The sequence below is a fragment of the Parasphingorhabdus sp. genome, assembly GCF_041748495.1.
GTDB lineage: Bacteria > Pseudomonadota > Alphaproteobacteria > Sphingomonadales > Sphingomonadaceae > Parasphingorhabdus.
In genome coordinates this window covers 1-18,463 of record NZ_JBGTDD010000173.1, presented here as the reverse complement: position 1 = coordinate 18,463, position 18,463 = coordinate 1, and the positions used below count along the sequence as shown (strand labels likewise).

At 57.8% G+C, this 18,463-nt stretch carries 15 protein-coding genes; 7 read left to right on the top strand and 8 right to left on the bottom strand.

Going from position 1 to position 18,463, the window contains the following annotated elements; translation table 11 throughout:
• Positions 1-50 precede the first annotated feature (50 nt).
• Positions 51-1,112 carry a quinone oxidoreductase gene (locus tag ACEW8J_RS14885; protein WP_373492426.1) on the top strand — a complete coding sequence of 354 codons (1,062 nt, stop codon included), beginning with the start codon at positions 51-53 and terminating at the stop codon, positions 1,110-1,112.
• Positions 1,113-1,272: 160 nt separating this feature from the next.
• A complete protein-coding gene (locus ACEW8J_RS14880) occupies positions 1,273-2,484 on the top strand; it encodes a diguanylate cyclase domain-containing protein (protein WP_373492425.1) in 1,212 nt (403 codons plus the stop codon).
• Positions 2,485-2,529: 45 nt separating this feature from the next.
• Here the strand turns inward: ACEW8J_RS14880 and ACEW8J_RS14875 are convergent, their stop codons facing one another.
• Positions 2,530-3,171, bottom strand: coding sequence for a metallophosphatase domain-containing protein (locus tag ACEW8J_RS14875; protein ID WP_373492424.1), 642 nt, complete (start codon positions 3,169-3,171; stop codon positions 2,530-2,532).
• Between the two features lie 389 nt (positions 3,172-3,560).
• Positions 3,561-4,334 carry an SDR family oxidoreductase gene (locus ACEW8J_RS14870; RefSeq protein ID WP_373492423.1) on the bottom strand — a complete coding sequence of 258 codons (774 nt, stop codon included), beginning with the start codon at positions 4,332-4,334 and terminating at the stop codon, positions 3,561-3,563.
• Between the two features lie 83 nt (positions 4,335-4,417).
• Here ACEW8J_RS14870 and ACEW8J_RS14865 point away from each other — a divergent pair, with 83 nt between their 5' ends.
• Positions 4,418-4,912, top strand: a complete 495-nt coding sequence (locus tag ACEW8J_RS14865) for a nuclear transport factor 2 family protein (protein ID WP_373492422.1) — start codon at positions 4,418-4,420, stop codon at positions 4,910-4,912.
• A gap of 37 nt (positions 4,913-4,949) precedes the next feature.
• On the opposite strand, the gene ACEW8J_RS14860 is transcribed toward ACEW8J_RS14865, so the two are convergent.
• The 5 genes from ACEW8J_RS14860 to ACEW8J_RS14840 all read right to left on the bottom strand — a co-directional run bounded on the left by ACEW8J_RS14860 (position 4,950) and on the right by ACEW8J_RS14840 (position 10,865).
• Positions 4,950-7,193 carry a putative bifunctional diguanylate cyclase/phosphodiesterase gene (locus ACEW8J_RS14860; protein WP_373492421.1) on the bottom strand — a complete coding sequence of 748 codons (2,244 nt, stop codon included), beginning with the start codon at positions 7,191-7,193 and terminating at the stop codon, positions 4,950-4,952.
• A 680-nt stretch (positions 7,194-7,873) separates the two neighbouring features.
• Positions 7,874-8,296 (bottom strand): nucleoside-diphosphate kinase, encoded by a 423-nt coding sequence (gene ndk, locus ACEW8J_RS14855; RefSeq protein ID WP_373492420.1) that lies wholly within the window; start codon positions 8,294-8,296, stop codon positions 7,874-7,876.
• Positions 8,297-8,601: 305 nt separating this feature from the next.
• Positions 8,602-9,039: a DNA polymerase III subunit chi gene (locus ACEW8J_RS14850; protein WP_373492419.1), complete on the bottom strand. Its 438-nt coding sequence runs from the start codon at positions 9,037-9,039 to the stop codon at positions 8,602-8,604.
• Positions 9,040-9,093: 54 nt separating this feature from the next.
• Positions 9,094-10,551 carry a leucyl aminopeptidase gene (locus tag ACEW8J_RS14845; RefSeq protein ID WP_373492418.1) on the bottom strand — a complete coding sequence of 486 codons (1,458 nt, stop codon included), beginning with the start codon at positions 10,549-10,551 and terminating at the stop codon, positions 9,094-9,096.
• Between the two features lie 92 nt (positions 10,552-10,643).
• The gene (locus ACEW8J_RS14840) at positions 10,644-10,865 is read right to left on the bottom strand and encodes a hypothetical protein (protein WP_373492417.1); all 222 of its coding nucleotides are present in this window, start codon (positions 10,863-10,865) and stop codon (positions 10,644-10,646) included.
• Between ACEW8J_RS14840 and ACEW8J_RS14835 the strand changes: the two genes are divergently transcribed.
• The 4 genes from ACEW8J_RS14835 (at position 10,864) to rsmA (ending at position 16,326) form a co-directional block, all read left to right on the top strand.
• The gene (locus ACEW8J_RS14835; protein ID WP_373492416.1) at positions 10,864-13,032 is read left to right on the top strand and encodes an LPS-assembly protein LptD; all 2,169 of its coding nucleotides are present in this window, start codon (positions 10,864-10,866) and stop codon (positions 13,030-13,032) included. The genes ACEW8J_RS14840 and ACEW8J_RS14835 overlap by 2 nt on opposite strands.
• 98 nt (positions 13,033-13,130) lie before the next feature.
• Positions 13,131-14,495, top strand: coding sequence for a peptidylprolyl isomerase (locus ACEW8J_RS14830; RefSeq protein ID WP_373492415.1), 1,365 nt, complete (start codon positions 13,131-13,133; stop codon positions 14,493-14,495).
• Entirely contained in the window at positions 14,495-15,502 is a 1,008-nt protein-coding gene (gene pdxA, locus ACEW8J_RS14825; protein WP_373492414.1) for a 4-hydroxythreonine-4-phosphate dehydrogenase PdxA, read from the top strand. Before ACEW8J_RS14830 ends, pdxA begins: the two co-directional genes overlap by 1 nt.
• Complete coding sequence (rsmA, locus tag ACEW8J_RS14820) at positions 15,499-16,326, top strand: 16S rRNA (adenine(1518)-N(6)/adenine(1519)-N(6))-dimethyltransferase RsmA (RefSeq protein ID WP_373492413.1); 828 nt, start codon at positions 15,499-15,501, stop codon at positions 16,324-16,326. Before pdxA ends, rsmA begins: the two co-directional genes overlap by 4 nt.
• A 5-nt stretch (positions 16,327-16,331) precedes the next feature.
• Here rsmA and ACEW8J_RS14815 read toward each other — a convergent pair whose 3' ends face one another.
• Positions 16,332-18,446, bottom strand: coding sequence for a malate synthase G (locus ACEW8J_RS14815; protein ID WP_373492412.1), 2,115 nt, complete (start codon positions 18,444-18,446; stop codon positions 16,332-16,334).
• Positions 18,447-18,463 lie beyond the last annotated feature (17 nt).

Here is an 18,463-nt window from a genome sequence, read left to right as displayed (position 1 = left end):
CTACCCGGCCGCATCAACAAAAGCGATAGGGCCGGTTTCTGGTCCGCTGATTGACACAATGTTTCGCACTCTTCATCAGCATCGCCAATGGGTTGGCATGCGGTACCCGCTTTGCCCGCCAAGGCCTGGCGACCCCGCAGACCAGTTCCGCCATCATGATTGACGCTTATGGCGGGCCCGAAACGCTCCGCCTGCGCGATGTCGCGGTACCACCGACCGGCACCGGCCAATTGCGCATCCGCCACACATCGATCGGCGTCAACTATCACGATATCTATGTCCGGTCAGGCCAGTATCGGCGATTTCCACTGCCGCTGATCCCGGGCCTGGAGGCCGCTGGTATTATCGAGGAGGTCGGACCGGATGTGACCGGTTTTGCTCCGGGCGACCGGGTCGCTTATCTCGACACCGGTTACGGGGCTTATGCCGCCGAGCGTGTGCTTTCCGCCACGCTGGCCCTGAAGCTGCCGGATTCGATATCCAATGATCTGGCCGCGACAATCCTGCTGAAGGGACTGACCGCTGCCATTCTGGTATTGCGGGTGCATCCCATCCAGCAGGGAGAGGTGGTTCTGGTTCATGCTGCCGCGGGCGGTGTCGGGCATATGCTGGTGCAATGGGCGTCACACCTCGGCGCCGAGGTGATCGGAACAGTCGGATCGCCCGAAAAAGCGGCGAGCGCGACCGCGGCAGGGTGCCGCGACGTGATCCTGTACAAGGAAACAGATTTCACCGCGCGGGTTATGGAATTGACCAGCGGCCGCGGCGTCGATGTGGTCTATGATGCGGTAGGGCGCGACACGTTCGATGGCTCGCTTGCATGCCTCGCGATGCTGGGTCATCTGGTGAACTATGGTCAGTCGTCAGGTGCGATCGAGCCATTCGATATCGCTCGCCTGGCCCCCAGATCGGCGACCATGAGCAGGCCCGCCTATGCCCATTATGTCGAGACGCGTCCGGCTCTGGAAGCCATGGCCGAGACATTGTGGCGGGCGATTGCCGACGGCATATTGACCGTGAAGGAAGGCAATGCTTATCCGCTGGCCGAGGCGGCGCGCGCGCATGAGGCGCTTGAGCAGAGAATAGCAGGGCCGTTTATCCTCAAGCCCTGATCAGCCAGTGTCATTTTCGGACGGGAGCATCATATCCATTCAATTGGCGGTCAGCGGTTGGCTGGCTGCCCGGCCGACGACAACCGGATGGGCTGGCGCCGGGAGTAATACGGTCTGCGCCGACCATATGCTGTTAACCTCTTGCGTCTATCGGTTGCCCGTGAAACGGGACAATCAACAAGCGCTGGATCAACGGCGTCCGACCTTCAGGCTCTTTCCCGGTTCGGTCAGCATTGCGCTCCCGGTCTATCGGGAATTTGTCGATATGCTGTACAGCATGTGGCTGCCGATTTTCGGTCTTGGCATGGTCTTTGTTGCGGTGTGCGTATTGGCGGCATTCCAATTGGGCGATCCCATTTACGTTACACTCGCCATCGCCGGTGTGCTGACAACCTCTCTGCGTCTTGCGGCTGTCCGGGCCTATATGCGCGTCTCGCCGGTCGCAAATTTGCCGGACCTGCTCCGCTGGGAATGGCGCTACGCAATCGGCAATTATATCTCGGCAGCGCTGCTCGCCTTGCTCACCGTCATGGTGCTGACAGTGCATGACCCCATGTTGCATCTGATCGCCGTCAGTCTGATATTCAGCTTTGGTGCGGGTATCGTGGCGCGGACATCGGTCAGACCGAAAGTTTGCGTGATAAGTCTGTTGATTGCTACCGTACCAACGGTTGCCGCCCTTGCCTTCCATGCCTTCGACACCCATTCCGATAGCCTTCACACCGAAATGTTCCTGATCGAGGCCGCGCTCGTCGCGATGATCGCGGGCCTTAGCCTGCAGACCGTTGCGCATCTCTATCGCACGGCGGTCGAGCATCATACCGCCAAGCATGATCTGGCGCAGCTGGCCAAATATGACGCGCTGACCGGTCTCCCCAATCGCCTGTTGCTGCGCGAGCGCTTTCAACTGGCAATTGGGGAGACCATACGCACCGGACAGCCGCTGGCCCTGCATTTCCTAGATCTCGACGGGTTCAAGGCGGTAAATGATCGCCACGGTCATCCGGTTGGCGACGCTTTGCTGAAACAAGTCGCGCGGCGTCTGCAGGCGATAGTGCGCGCGGAAGATACGGTCGTGCGTCTCGGAGGCGACGAATTTGTGGTGCTGCAGACCGGTCTTGAGCATGAAGACGAAGCCAAGATGCTTGCGCGCCGGATGATCCGCCAGTTGAGCCTTCCTTACGGTGTTGACGACAGCGTCAGCGGCGTATCGGTGAGTGTCGGGATCGCCACAGCGCCGAAGCAGGGCGTAGAACTGGAGCGACTGCTCGCATGCGCCGATGCCGCGCTCTATCGCGCGAAGGCGAGCGGCAAGGCCCGCGCGCTATTCTGCAGCCGCGATGATAGCGACAATCTGAATCTGGCGGCTTGAGATCATGATGTCATATCCTGCACCAATGTTCGAAAGGTCTCTGACCTAGCTCCCGGCCTCCAGCGGAATGGAAATCGGTTGCCGGAGCGGGGCGCCCCAACCGTCAATCGAACAAGCGTTGATGAAGACCGTGCCGTCTTCCGTCTCGCTGCCGCCACTGGCATGGACGTGGCCAAAACAATGGACCTTCGGCGCAATGCGCGGCAATTCTGCGGCAAGCAGCGGACAGCCATGGGAATGACCCTGGCTCGACTGGTCCAGCCTGCCCGCGGGCGGGACATGTGTTATCAATATATCGCTATTGTCCGGAATGCGCGCCCAGGTATTGGCCAGCTCAGCGCCGTCGCGATCATAGGCATGGTAAGGCAGGTCCGGCACCCAGGGCGAGCCATGGATATTCAAGCCTGCATATCTGAAGGTCGTATCCTGGAGATAATGGGCATTGGCAAATGGCTGGGGTTCGCGATGCGCAATATCCTGCAATATATGATCATGATTGCCCCCGATGCAGACTATCTGGTCAAAATCCTGCGCGCCGAACCAGTCATCCAAGTCCGTCACCAGCGACCTGTCTCTCGATTGCAGGGTGAACAGGTCACCACAGTGAATCAGCAAGTCGCCCTTCGGCAGCCGCAACTCCCGATGCCGCAAATGCGTGTCGCTGATCACCACTATCCGAACCGGCATAGGCAAATATTCCCTCAACAAATCTAACAGGACCGGATCCTGTCCTTCCGGATTGCTCTGACGATGCAACCACCAGTGCATGACGTTTATCCGCTGCGCACCGAGCCCGCGTCGTTGCAAACCAAAGCCCGACCCTAGTCGAATAATTCTTCGAGAAAAGATTTCTTCCGCTTGCGGCGGGGATGATCCGACCCTTCATATCCGCGGCCGCGGTCATCGCTATACCCGCGCGGATCAGGGGCGGAGCGGGTCGGCTGGGCCGGCGGTCAGGGCATGGCCGATCTGCTGCGCCGAAAAGGGTTCAGGTCCGGCTTGCTCATGCAATTCGCTGCCGGAGATGACGCGGCCGGCTGGCGACCGAAGCCCCAAACCCGCGCGCTACCGAAACATCACGGCACCACGCCTTCCATCACCGATTTGGCATTGTCGACCCGGATCGCAGCACCATTGATGAACTTGCTTTCGTCCGAGGCCAGAAACAGGACCGTATTGGCGATATCGTCGGGTTCCCCGAGCGCGCTCGGGGCCGGACCTTCGCTGGCCGGACGCAGATCGTCCCGGCCCATCACCTTGGGGCCAATGCCTTCAACCATCGGCGTCAATATGCCCGCCGGATGCACACTGTTGCAGCGAATATTATATTTGTTGTTGGCACAATGCACCGCGACGCTGCGCGTCAGGCTCTCGATCGCGCCCTTGGCCATGGCATAGGCCACCACAATCGGTTCGCCGACGATAGAGGCGATCGAGCACATGTTAATGATTGTGCCGCCACCGGATATCTTCATCGCGGGAACGGCATATTTGCAACCGTAAAAGGCGCCATCGGCACTGACCGCCATCACGAAGCGATATTCCTCGGCTGTCTGGGTCTCGATCGTGCCCGGCTCGACCACCCCGGCATTATTGACCAATATGTCGAGTTGGCCGTGGCGCGAGACGACATCGGCGATCAGGTCTTCCCAGCCCTGCTCATCCCGGACATCCTGAACGTGGAATTCCGCCAGACCACCAATTTCCGAAGCGACGCGTTTGCCATTGTCGGCGTCCATGTCGGTGAGGATGACAATCGCGCCTTCGCGCGCGAACATCCGCGCATCGGCTTCACCCAGTCCCTTGGCGGCGCCTGTTATTATTGCCACTTTGCCTTGCAGTCTGCCCATGCTTTACCCCTCTCAAATTATTGCTTTAAACGCTAGATCCAGTGTCAAATAATAACGACTGGCAAAATTAGGAGATATCAGGAATGTACACATGGGAACAGCTTTCCGCTCGCGAAGAAATTCGGGATATCCTGCACCGCTATTGCAAGGGGATCGATCGCCGCGACTGGCCGCTGGTCCGCTCCTGCTTTGCCGATGACCATGTCCACAAACATGCGGAATATCAGGGCCCGCCGGACGAATTCATCGGCTTTGCCAGCCAGGTACTCCAGCATATTCCGGGCACCCACCATTCGATTTCGAACGTCCATATCGTGCTGTCGGACGATGGCAACAGCGCCACCACGGAAGCCAATTTTGTCGCCTATCACTATATCGAAGCGGGCCATCCCGAATTCACTCCGTGCGAAACCCACGGCAAGGCCACCGACTGGATCGTCGCCGGCCGCTATTGCGACAAGCTGGAGCGGCGGCATGGCCAGTGGATTATCGTCCGCCGCGAAGCCTTCCACGATTGGGAACGCGCCGAAGAGGCAACTGCGGCGGCGGTGACGGTCGGGCATCACGCGGGGGCTTAGCTATCGCAATTCAGCGCGGTCATTGCCCTTGTCGGCGCTAAGCGACTTTTCTGCCACCCAATGACTCAATCAGCGCATTCGGAAACCGCATAGACTTGATACGGCAGGCACTCTGGGCTGGGCTGATGAGAAAGCCCTGACCCCGGTGGCAGCCGATCTGCAGCAGCAGAGTGCGCTGATCTTCCGTCTCGACGCCTTCCGCGATGACCTCGATGCCGAGATTGCTGGCCATGTTGATCAGCGCTTGCACGATCAGTCTCGATTGGTGCTCGGCCGTTATCGAGCGGATGAAGCTCTTGTCGATTTTTACCGCGTCTATCGGAAAATCCCGGAGGTGCGAAAGCGACGAGAAGCCGGTCCCGAAATCGTCGAGCGCGATGCGCATTCCGGATCCGCTCAGTTCGGAGAGAACATTTTGCACGGTGGTCGTGTCATTGACCATCAGCATCGTCTCGGTGACCTCGAGCGTGATTTTCCCGGGACTGATTTCAAACTCCTGCAACTTCGACAATAAATTTTCGGTAAAATCGCGACTCAACAGATCCGCTTCGGTCGCGTTGATGCTGACAAATTGCAGATCTGGCTGGGTCTGCTCGATTTCGGCCAGGTCCCGGCAAACGCAGGACAGCATGCGTTCGCCAATCTCGCGAGACAATATCGGATCCAGCAGCGCCGGGAGCACTTCAGAGGCGGTCATCTGTTCGCCGCTCGGGGTGCTCAACCGCATTAGCGCTTCCAGTCCGACCAAGCGGTTCGTCGCAAGATCGATTATCGGCTGATAACCGGCAAAGATGCGGTTGTGATCCAGCGCTTCCCGGACGGTTGCGATTGCGGCTTGCCGATGGTGATTCGCTTCCTCCAGTTCGGGCACATAGATGTGCACCCGGCCCGGCTCGCGCTCTTTGCCATGGTAAAGCGCCAGGTCAGCTTTTCGAATAATCTCCCTGGCAATGGAGCGCTCGTCGATCTCGACCAGTCCGCATGTTGCGCTTACCCCCATCTTGCGGCCCGAAATTTCGAACTGCCGCTCCACGCTCAGCAGGATTTCGTCACCGAACTGCTTTGCGGCGTCCAGGGAAATGTCCGGCGTGGTCAGTATGACAAATTCATCGCCGCCCCATCTTGCGACAATCGCACCCTCGGGAAGCGCGTCAACAATGCGAGAGCTGATTTTCTCCAGGAAAACGTCACCGATCAGATGCCCGAACGTATCGTTGATATCCTTGAAGCCATCGAGATCCAGCATCAGCAAAAATGCGTTGGACCCGGTCTTCTTGAGCGTTCCAAGCGTGTCCTGCAAAAAGCGGTCGAGGGCATTGCGATTGTACAGATCGGTCAAGGCATCGCGATCGGCGGCGCGCTGCAGCGCCAGTCGCGTATGATGTGATTCGGTTATATCCTGGATGATCCCGACCAGACGGGCCGGAGTCTGCTGGTCTGCCTCGAGATATTCACCCATCGCCTTCACTCGCTTGAAGGTGCCGTCCGCCGCGTTCAAACCTGCTTCAAATTCAAAGGATTCCTGATGGTTGTTTATATTTGCTACCGACGCCATTACCCGTTGCTGGTCTTCCTTGGCGTAGAAGAGAAAGGTTTCTTCAATCGACATGGGCGCATTTTTCGGCGCACCGAAAATCGCAAAGGCCTCTTCTGACCATGTCAGCTCATGGGTCTCGAGGTCCCACTCCCATGATCCGATTTTTGCAATTTTCTCGGCCTGCTTGAAAACCCGATTGGCGCGATTGAGCCGGCTGCTGCGCGCACCCAGCTGGGAATTGAGATAGGAAGTCACGGAAGCCTGCGAGTGGGCACCAATCAAATCTTCGACGGTCGCGGCGAGATTTTCCAGCTTGAAGATATGATTTTCGTTGAAGCAACCTGCGCGCTGATCCGCAATGCAGAGCGTACCGATCAATTCACCGTCAGGACTTCTGATAGGCGCGCCGAGATAGGAGCGGATCGCGGGTGCATGATGGACGAGCGGATTGTCGCTGAACCGATCGTCTAGCGATGCATCGGGTACGAGAAAGCTGCATCCGGCTGCAATCGTATGGTTGCAGAAGGAAATCTCGCGAGGTGTTTCTCGAACATCGACACCAACGGAGGACAGGAACCACTGGCGGTGCTCGTCAACCAGCGAAATGAGGGAAATGGAGCACCCGAAAATATCTGCGCAAAGCTCGGTAATCCGGTCGAAGGATGCCTGCCGAGGCGTGTCCAGAATATGAAGCTGATGCAGCGATTCCAGTCGCTTGAAATCTTTCGAATTGATGGGCTTCATGTCTGCGGCCTTCTACTGTACCAGTGCGATTTCTGGGCGCAAATATCGCATTCGAAGGCGCCAAGCGCCCTTTCTCCCCGTCCAAATGACGACACGCCGGGTGCCGGTCTGTCGGTCAGGAATTGGCTTCAAGTCCCGCATCACAAGTGGGTGCTACGTGGAATTGCATCAATCACGGGACTTTGGGTCTAGAAAGAATTAGTGAATTTTTTCCTAAATTTCCGTCATTCATTGTCCGGACATTGCCGCGATGTGATGATCGCGTCCAATCGTGACTCGGCCAGACCATCGTGCCAAAGGCAACCGCTGGTCCGCCTTGCGCCTGAAAGCGTTCCATTCCGGCCAGGGGAATGCTGTCCCTCGCGTTTCCTGTCCGGTTACGCCGGGGACAATTTCAGCAGCGTTACCATCCTGGCCGTGATTTCGCGCTCACCCATCACGACGTGATTGGCGCCAAGGCGGCTAATTTCATGTCAGGCGGGTGATAGACTGAACCGGCGGCGAGTGATTTTCGAAGCGCGAGTCGCACGCCAGCCGACAGACAGGCTGCAAAGATATCAATATCTTGAGGCGCAATCGAAACGACAACTGATCCGAACCCGAAGGAACAGCGAGCCCAAAAAAACGCCCGGTCGCAATTTTGCAACCGGGCGGTCAATTTCGATCAATGAGCGAAAGGGCTAGCCGACGATTTCGGCATCATCGAAGAAATAGGCGATTTCGATCGCAGCATTTTCTTCGCTGTCGGAGCCATGGACGGTGTTCGCTTCGAGGCTTTCGGCCAGTTCCTTGCGGATCGTGCCCGGTGCCGCATCGGCCGGGTTGGTAGCGCCCATGATGTCGCGGTTGGCCTGCATCGCATTTTCGCCTTCCAGCACCTGAACGACGCAGGGGCCGCTGATCATGAAATCGACCAGCTCGCCGAAGAAGGGGCGTTCCTTGTGAACCGCGTAAAAACCTTCGGCCTGCTCCTTGCTCATGTGGATCCGCTTGGAAGCGACGACGCGCAGTCCGGCTTCTTCCAGTATCTTGGTGACCGCACCAGTGATATTGCGGCGGGTGGCGTCGGGTTTGATGATCGAAAATGTCCGTGTCACGGCCATGATATTGCTCCATAAATGCGGGGGTGGTGTAAGATTGCGCCGCCCTTAGCCGCTGCACTGCACCATGGCAAGTTTTCGATGCGGTGCTAGCTCTTCCCACCAACAATGATCGTCGCCGCGAACCGAGTAGCTGCCCGTGTTGCCGTCGCCATCATCAAAGGTGCCGGATGCCCGTTCATCGTCAGCTGCCGCAAGCGGGAATCGCGAAGGTTACGGGCAGAATCACATATTCATACATGGGACAAGCTCCGGATTTATGGCGCGACCACTGGTTGGCTGAAGCGGCTCTTGCCGAGATTCGCAAATCAGGGGCCTTCGACCCAGCGGCCGCCATCCTGTTTCCAGTAGCGCGGGGTGACATCTTCGTTGGCGGTCAATTGCCGCCAGACGGCGCGCGCATGGTCGATCTGGTCCGCGGTGAACAGCAAGAAGGCGCGCTCGAAACCCAGCGCCTCGTCGCGCCACTGGCCATCCGCCAGCAGGATGTAAGTGGCACCATTTGCCGGGGCGCAATCATCCGAAATCAGGATCGGCTGATCCGTCTGCCGCTCCGATCCGGCGAAGTCATGGGCGAGAAAGCTGGCCGGCTCGGCGCTCCACAAAGCGGCGCTGAGCGCCGCACAATGGACTTCGTCCGGCGACAGCAGCAGCACTCTTTTTCCGGCATCCAGCGATTTGCTCGCCAGCATCGGTACCAGTTTTTCCGCCGGATCGCGGGTCAGATGATAAAAATCAACGCGCACCGCTCCACTGTCCTCTTTTTCAGATCGGATGGCATTGCACCATGGCCGAACGGTTCACTCTTCAAAATGGTCGGCGACATATTGGTTGAGCAGGCGAACGCCATAGCCGGTTGCCCCTTTGTCCCACACCGGGCCGGGTTTATCGGCCCAGACCATTCCGGCAATGTCGAGATGCGCCCATTTCACCCCGTCCTTGACGAACCGCTTGAGAAATTGCGCTGCCGTGATCGACCCGGCACCGCGGGGCCCGACATTTTTCATGTCGGCAATCGGCGAATCGATCAGCTTGTCATAAGCTGGACCGATCGGGAGCCGCCAGACCGGATCACCGGAATCCTTGCCCGCATCGATCAGATCTTCGGCCAGGTCATCATCATTGCTGAAACAGCCGGCATGTTCATTGCCCAGCGCGATGATCATCGCTCCGGTCAGGGTGGCCAGATCAATCATCACCTCCGGTTTGAAGGTTTCCTGCGTCCAGTGCATCGCGTCGCACAATACCAGCCGCCCTTCGGCATCGGTGTTGATCACTTCGATCGTTTGGCCATTCATACTGGTCACCACATCACCGGGGCGTTGCGCCTTGCCGTCCGGCATATTTTCCACCAGGCCACAAACGCCAACCACATGCGCCTTTGCCTTGCGACCAGCGAGTGCCTTCATCGTTCCGGCGACGGCGCCGGCGCCGCCCATATCCCACTTCATTTCTTCCATGCCGGCGCCTGGTTTCAGGGAAATTCCGCCGGTGTCGAACGTGACTCCCTTGCCGACCAGCGCGAGCGGCGTTTTCTGTTCGCCGTTGGTGCCATCCCAGCGCATCGCCAGCAATCGCGGAGGGCGCTCGGATCCTTGCGAAACACCGAGCAGCGCCCCCATGCCCAGCTGTTCCATTTCATCCCAGCCAAGAACGGTAAATTCCACACCCAGTTCCTTCAGCTCTTCGCAGCGCGCAACAAAGGATTCCGGATAGATGCTGTTCGCCGGCTCCGCGACCAGTTCGCGCGTCAGGGCCACGCCATCGGCCACGGCGGAAAGATCCTGCCAGACTTTGGCGGTCGCCAGATGCTGATCGACTATGGTGATCTTTTCGAGCGTGACCTTTTGCTTTTCCGGCATGGTCGTGCGGTATTTGTCATGCCGCCAGCTCCGCAATTTGGCCCCGAACAGCAATTTCGCCAGATGTTCCTCGTCCAGGCCAGATGGATCAACGATCGCATGCTTGACGCCGGATGCGAGAATACGGGCTATCGCCGAACCACCGGCGGATTCAGCGTCCTTTGCCTTGCCCTTGCCCATGCCCGTCAGAACCACCCGCAAGACCGTGCCCGCTTCGGTCACGAAGGTTTCGAAAACTTCGCCCAATTTTCCTTCGAACCGCGCTGCCTTTGCTCCCGCCTTGACGGTGCTCGCCTGCTCCAGCTTAAGATCAAAATCATTCCATCCATTGCTGGTGATCGCGAATATGATCGCATCGGCATCCGCAGGACGTTCATTGGTAAAGTCGAATTTCATTGGAAAACTGTCCTTGTCTTTATGTTTTGAGGAGTGAAAAGCCTGTGTGGTTCACTCGTCGATCCGACTCATTCCTGAACGGACCGGCATTATCATGTCGTGCGGCGTTGCTGCACCGTCTTGGTTTTTTGGTCAAGCATCTGTTCATCAGAATCTGTCAAAGAAAATTTGCAGACTGGGTAAACTGATGCAATAGGCGATCGGAAGGTGGACAGTGCGACTTTTGATGCTGTCCAGAATGGGGCTAAAAGCAGGTTGAGCCAGTCGATGAAATCTTCACTCGCCCTTTTTACCCTAGGTGTGGCTGCGGTCATGCCTGTGTCCGCTATGGCCCAGTCCCAAGGCGAAGTCGCCGCTTCACCAGATCAGCAGAATGATGAAATCGAATTTAGCGCCGACAGCATTGACTATGATTTTGAGAATGACTTTGTCACTGCCGAGGGCAATGTGCTCCTCAATCGCGATGGCTATCGATTGCGAGCCGATCAGGTGGTGTGGAACCGGAAAACCGGCGCGGTTGTGGCAGAAGGCAATATCAGATCAATCAGTCCCGACGGCGATGTCGCCTACGGCGACCGCATCGAGCTGACCGACAGTTTGCGGGACGGTGCCGTCGACAATCTGCTTCTTGTTCTGGAAGATGGCAGTCGGCTGGCAGCGCGGCGCAGCGAACGATTTGCTGACGGCTCGCTGGCGCTGAGCAACGCTGCCTATACCGCCTGTGCGGTGACCGACGAGGATGGGTGTCCAAAAAGTCCCAGCTGGCAGATCAAGGCCGTCAAGGTGATCTATGATCCGGTCAAGAAACGGGTGAAATATAAGGGCGCCCGAATCGAGATTTTCGGCCTGCCGGTCATTCCATTGCCAGGCCTCTCGCACCCGATTAGTGATGAAAACCGCAGCGGAATTCTGGTGCCGGATGTCAAGTTCGACACGGTGAACGGCATTGGCGTGACCATACCCTATTATTTCAGCATAGCACCCAATCAGGACGCCACAGTGACGGCGCAGGTGTTTACCGACGTTGCTCCGCTGATCAGCGGAACGTTTCGCAACCTTGATGAGAAAGGCGCGTTCCAGCTGACCGGCTATGCCACTTATGGCTCGCGCATTCCGACCGGGGATATTCAGCTCTTGCCCGATTCCGAGAGAGGTTTCCGAGGCTATTTTGCGACCAGCGGCCGCTACCGGCTTGATGACAAATGGACGATTTCGCAGTCGGCGCGCATTGTCTCGGACCGGACATTCCTGCGCCGCTATGACATCAGCGATGACGACAGCCTCCGCTCGACGATCAATGTCGAGCGGATCAGCAATAGCAGCTATTTTTCACTGGCTGGCTGGGCATTCCAGACATTGCGCGTGAACGATCCGCAGAACCGCGTGCCCGTCGCGTTGCCGGTGATTGACTACCGCAAGCGATTCAACAATCCCATCCTCGGTGGTCGGCTCGAGGTGCAGGCCAACAGCCTTGCCATCGGGCGCAGCGAGGGACAGGATACGCAACGGGCATTTGGTGCGGCCCGCTGGGATATACGCAAGCTGACCGACTGGGGTCAGGAAATCACGTTGACCGGCTATGTTCGGGGAGATGTATATCATAGCGATGACAACGCTCTCAACGAAACGGCTATCTATCGCGGCCAAGGCGGATGGCAAACGCGTGCCATTGCGACTGCAGCCATTGACGTCAAATGGCCTCTGATCGGGGAGGCGTTCGGCGGCACCCAGACGATCACCCCGCGGTTCCAGATCGTCGCGACGCCGGGTTTGGCCAATCTTTCCGTACCCAATGAAGACTCGCGTGCGGTGGATCTGGAGGACAGCAACCTGTTCGCGCTCAACCGGTTCCCCGGCTATGATCGCTATGAGGACAATGTCCGCGCGACCTATGGGATGGAATGGGAAATCAACCGTCCCAATCTTCAAGTGAATATGATCGTCGGTCAAAGTTATCGGCTGGAAAATAACAACAATATTGTTCCCGAAGGCACGGGCCTGTCGGATCGCTTCTCCGATATCGTCGGCCGGACCAATGTGCGTTTCAAGGATATTGTCAAATTTACCCACCGTTACCGACTGGACAAGGACAATCTGGCGGTCCGGCGAAACGAGATAGATGCAACGATCGGCACGAAGGGGACTTACGCCCAGATTGGCTATTTGCGCCTCAACCGCAATATCGGTCCGCAGCTCGAAGATCTCAGGGACCGGGAAGAAATCCGGGTCGGCGGACGGTTTCAGATCGACAATTATTGGTCCGTTTTTGGTTCGGCGATCATCGACCTGACCGATCGCAGCGAAGATCCACTTTCGGTGGCCGATGGCTATGATCCGGTGAGACATCGGCTTGGCGTCGCCTATGACGATGGCTGTCTCTCGATGGGAGTGACCTGGCGCTATGATTACGAAGACACCGGCGATGCGCGGCGCGGCAGTACATTCCTGTTCCGGCTGGCCTTGCGCAATCTGGGCGTGTAGAGGGATTCCCAACGGGTCGACCCGCTCATATTGGGTTCAGCAGATAACCGTTATTTGCTGCATGAAATTTACTCTGTGTAGTTGAGAAGAAACAAGAAATGAATGTATTGAGCATGAAAATCCAGGGTTTTAAAACCAAGGCCACGTTGATCGCGGCACTTGCCATTGCAGGGGCTTCGCCATCCGTCAGCCAAACGGTCTCGGATCTATCGCTACCGCAGACCGGACTGGATATTCCCGACGAATTGACGATATTTGGCAATAATGATCCAAATGTTCGCCGCGCCACCGCGATCGTCAACGGCGACATCATCACCGGAACCGATGTCGGCCACCGCCTCGCTCTGATTGTCGCCGCCAATGGCGGCGAAGTTTCGGACGAAGAAGAGCAGCGCCTGCGGCTGCAGGTATTGCGGAACCTGATCGATGAAACGCTGCAAATTCAGGAGGCTGAAGCCAATGAAATTGTCATCGCGGAAGCCGAAGTAGATGCGACTTTCCGTCAGGTTGCCCAGCAGAATTTCAAACAGGACCTCAATGCGTTCGATCAATATCTGCGCACGCAAGGTTCGTCCACCGAGACGCTGAAGCGTCAGATCAAGGGTGAGCTGGCCTGGAGCCGTCTGCTTCGTCGCAACATCCAGCCGTTCATCAACGTTGGCGATGAAGAGGTTAACGCCATCATCGAACGCCTGAACGCCTCCAAGGGGACGAGCGAATTTCGTATTGGCGAAATCTATATGTCAGCCTCCCAGGAAACCGCACCTCAAGTAGCGGAAAATATGCGCAATATACTGGACCAGATCCGGGCCGGCGGCTCATTCGTCGCTTATGCTCGGCAGTTTTCGGAAGCCTCGACCGCCGCTACCGGCGGTGATCTGGGTTGGGTTCGACCCGCCCAGTTGCCGGATTCTCTGGCTGAAGTAGCCGAGCAGATGCAGGTTGGGCAGGTTGTAGGCCCGGTCGAAGTGCCAGGCGGCTTTTCAATCCTCTATCTGATCGACGCGCGACAGGTACTCACCGCTGATCCGCGTAACGCTCTGCTCAGTCTGAAACAGTTGGCCATAAGCTTTCCGGAAGGCGTTACCGAAGCCCAGGCCTCCACCCAAGCGGCCCAATTTGCCACCGCGACTCAAGATATAAAAGGTTGCGGAGCAGCCAATGAAGTGGCCGCCCGTTTGGGAGCCAGCGTCGTCGACAATGATCAGGTCCGGCTGCGAGATCTTCCTGCTGCCCTGCAGGGAGCGATCGCGGAACTGCAGATTGGTCAGGCGAGCCAGCCATTTGGATCCGTGGAAGACGGCGTTCGTGTGCTCATCCTTTGTGGACGAGACGATGCCCAGACCGCTTCTGCACCCTCTTTTGACGACATCATGTCCCGATTGGAAAATGACCGTGTCAACAAACGGGCGCAAATCTATCTGCGCGATCTCAGGCGCGACGCTATCATCGAATATAATTAATGGCTGACGGGAATACCAAGCCTTTTGCCATTTCCTGCGGGGACCCTGCCGGGATCGGACCGGAAATTATCGGCAAGAGCTGGAGACGGCGAGTAGAAGCAGGACTGAAGCCATTTTTTGCGATCGGGAATCTGGCCGACTTTAAAAACCTCAATGGGGTACCCATTCAGAAAATTGGCCAGCCCATGGAGGCCTGCGAGTCCTTCGGCGAAGCTTTGCCCGTTTTTCACATTCACGAAGCGGTGGCCGCCGTTCCCGGCGAGGCTACGCTGGATGGCGCGCAATGTTCGCTCCACGCTCTCGAGATCGCTTGCGGACTGGCCCGTTCCGGAGATGCCGGAGCCGTCATTACGGCTCCCGTATCCAAAACCCAGCTCTATAAAATTGGTTTTCACTATCCGGGCCAAACCGAATTTGTTTCAGAGCGCTGCGGAATAGCGCGCGAAAATGCGCTGATGATGCTGGCAGGGCCAACATTGCGCGTCATTCCCATGACAACACATATCGCCCTGAAAGACGTACCCGAACACCTCACGGAGCGGCTGATCATCGCGTGTGCCCGCGCAGCCCAGAAAGCGCTGATCAGGAATTTTGGCATCATGAATCCCCGCATCGCGATCGCCGGACTCAATCCGCATGCTGGCGAAAGCGGCAATCTTGGCGACGAAGAACAACGGCTCATGCATCCAGCGATCGAAAAGCTGCGCGAGCAAGGGGTGGACATAACCGACCCGCTTCCCGCGGATACCATGTTCCACGAGGAAGCGCGGGCCAAATATGATGTTGCGCTCTGTCCCTATCATGATCAGGCGTTGATACCTCTGAAGACCCTGCATTTCTTTGATGGTGTCAATATCACTCTGGGCCTGCCGATCGTGCGGACATCACCGGACCATGGCACCGCATTCAATATTGCAGGACAAGATATCGCCGATCCGCGTTCCATGATCGCCGCGATCCAGATGGCCGCGACCGCGGTTGCCAATCGCCAGATCCACGACAGTTGAAACCGCAAGTTGCCCTGCCTCCGCTCCGTGAGGTGATCAAGAAACACGGCCTGTCCGCGAACAAGGCGCTGGGACAGAATTTCCTGTTCGACATGCAGCTGCTGGACCGCATTGCCGCGGTTCCCGGTGACCTGGATGGACAGGCGGTTTTTGAAGTGGGGCCCGGGCCAGGCGGACTGACCCGCGCTTTGCTGCAAGCCGGCGCGCGGGTGATCGCGGTCGAACGCGATCGGCGCTGCCTGCCGGCACTGGCAGAACTGGGCGGGTATTTTCCGGATCAGCTCCATGTCATCGATGATGATGCGCTGAAAATTGATCTGGCCAGCCTGTTTGATGATCCGTTTCATATCGTCTCCAACCTGCCTTATAATGTCGGTTCGGCGCTGTTGATCCAATGGCTGTCCGAACCGCGTTGGCCGCCGCTCTGGCAGTCGCTGACTCTGATGTTCCAGCGCGAAGTGGCCGACCGGATCGTCGCCAGCGCAGGAAGCGAAGCCTACGGTCGCCTGTCGATACTGGCGCAATGGCGCTGCCATGCCCGATTGGCGATGACCGTTCATCGCTCCGCCTTCACGCCGCCGCCGAAAGTAATGTCGGCGATCGTGCATCTTGTGCCCAAGGCCCAGCCGGAAGGCGTCAATCCGGAGGTTCTGGCCCAGCTGACCCAGGCCGCTTTCGGTCAGCGGCGCAAGATGCTCCGACAGAGTCTGAAGGGTCTTGCGGGAGCGCTGGCAGCGCTGGAAAACCTGAAGATTGACAGTTCCCGTCGCCCCGAAACGGTGAGCGTCGATGAATTTGTCGATATCGCCCGATTGCTGTCCTGAACGCCTCAGTTCGCCGCTTTCAACCTTCGCCGGTAGGCGTGCAGCAAGGGTTCGGTATAGCCGCTGGGTTGCTCAACGCCCTTGAATATCAGATCACGGGCAGCCTGAAAGGCCAGACTGGCTTCGGGGTCGGGAGCCATGGGCTTATACAGCGGATCACCGTCATTCTGCCCGTCAACTTTGGCGGCCATTCGCAGCAGCGCAGCATCCACCTGGTCCGCCGAACAGACCCCGTGCAACATCCAGTTGGCCATATGCTGCGATGAAATCCGCAAGGTGGCGCGGTCTTCCATCAGCCCGACGTCATGGATATCGGGGACCTTGGAACAACCGATTCCCTGATCGATCCAGCGAACGACATAGCCCAATATGCCCTGGGCATTATTGTCCAGTTCGCGCTCGATCTCCTCGTCAGACCAGTTGTGACCGTCGGCGAGCGGGATGGTCAGCAGCTTTTCCAGCGGCGCAATACCCTCGGCTGCCACTATTTTCTGCCGGTCGAACACATTGACCCGGTGATAATGGATCGCGTGGAGCGTGGCCGCGGTCGGGCTGGGCACCCAGGCGGTATTGGCCCCGGTCATCGGATGGCCGACTTTCTGTTCCATCATGTCCGCCATCCTGTCGGGCGCGGCCCACATGCCCTTGCCGATCTGCGCCTTGCCGGACATGCCGCAGGCGAGACCGATGGCAACATTGCGCTGTTCATAAGCGTTGATCCAGTCGCTTTGCTTGATATCGCCCTTGGCCAGCATCGCGCCCGCCTGCATCGAGGTGTGGATTTCATCACCGGTGCGGTCCAGAAAACCGGTGTTGATGAACACGATCCGGTCCTTCACCGCATGGATACAGGCAGCCAAATTCGCCGAGGTCCGGCGCTCCTCGTCCATCACACCGACCTTGATCGTATTGCGGTCGAGGCCCAGCATATCTTCCACGGCGTCGAACAGATCGTTGGTGAAGGCGCATTCTTCCGGCCCGTGCATCTTCGGCTTGACGATATAAATCGACCCGGCCCGGCTGTTGCGCAGCGCGCCAAGCTGTCTGACATCGTGCATGGCGATCAGGCTGGTGAAGACCGCGTCGAGCAGACCTTCCGGGGCTTCCGCACCATCGGCGAGCAAGACCGCCGGGTTGCTCATCAAATGCCCGACATTGCGGACAAACATCAGGCTGCGACCCGGCAAGGTGAAAGCATGGCCATCCTGGTCGACATAATGCCGATCGGGATTGGGGGAGCGAGACACGGTCTTGCCGCCCTTTGCAAAGGATGCGTTGAGATCGCCGCGCATCAGGCCCAGCCAGTTGCCATAGGCCATCACCTTGTCCTCGGCATCCACCGCAGCGACCGAATCTTCCATATCAATGATCGTGGTCAGCGCCGATTCCAGCACGACGTCGGCAATATGCGCCGGATCGTCCCTGCCGATCGGGTGCCCGGCATCAAATATCACGTCGATATGCAGGCCGTTGTACCGAAACAGGCGGCTCTTTTCGCTCTTCCCTATATATTGGACCGGGTTTTTGAGCGCGATATCGGTTTCCTGCACGTCGACAAGGTCGGTCCAGCTACCATTTTCGAGGGGAACAGCGTCATCCAGAAAGGCCTTTGCCGCCCTGATCACATGGGCTCCGCGCTCCGGATCATAGCCGCCCGGCTTCGCTGGCGGCGCATCCAGCGCATCGGTGCCGTAAAAGGCGTCATAGAGGCTGCCCCATCGGGCATTGGCTGCGTTCAGCACGAAACGGTCATTAAGCGAGGGCACCACCAGTTGCGGTCCTGCTATGGTCGCGATTTCGGGATCGACATTTTCCGTCGTGATCGAGAAAGATGCGGGCTCCTCAACCAGATAACCGATGCTTTTCAGAAACGCCTGATATTCGTCCTGATCTATCGGCTGACTTTTATGATCGATATGCCAGGCATCTATCTGCGCTTGCAGTTTCTCGCGCTTTGCCAGCAGTTCTGCATTGCGGGGAGCGAGAGCGCCGAGCAGATCCGCAAAGCCCTTCCAGAATTTTGCGCCATCCACGCCGGTTCCCGGCAAGGCACGGTCATTCACAAAATCAAACAGTTCCCGTGCGATCTGGATATTGTTCTGACTGACATATTCGGACATAAATCTTCCTCGTTCAA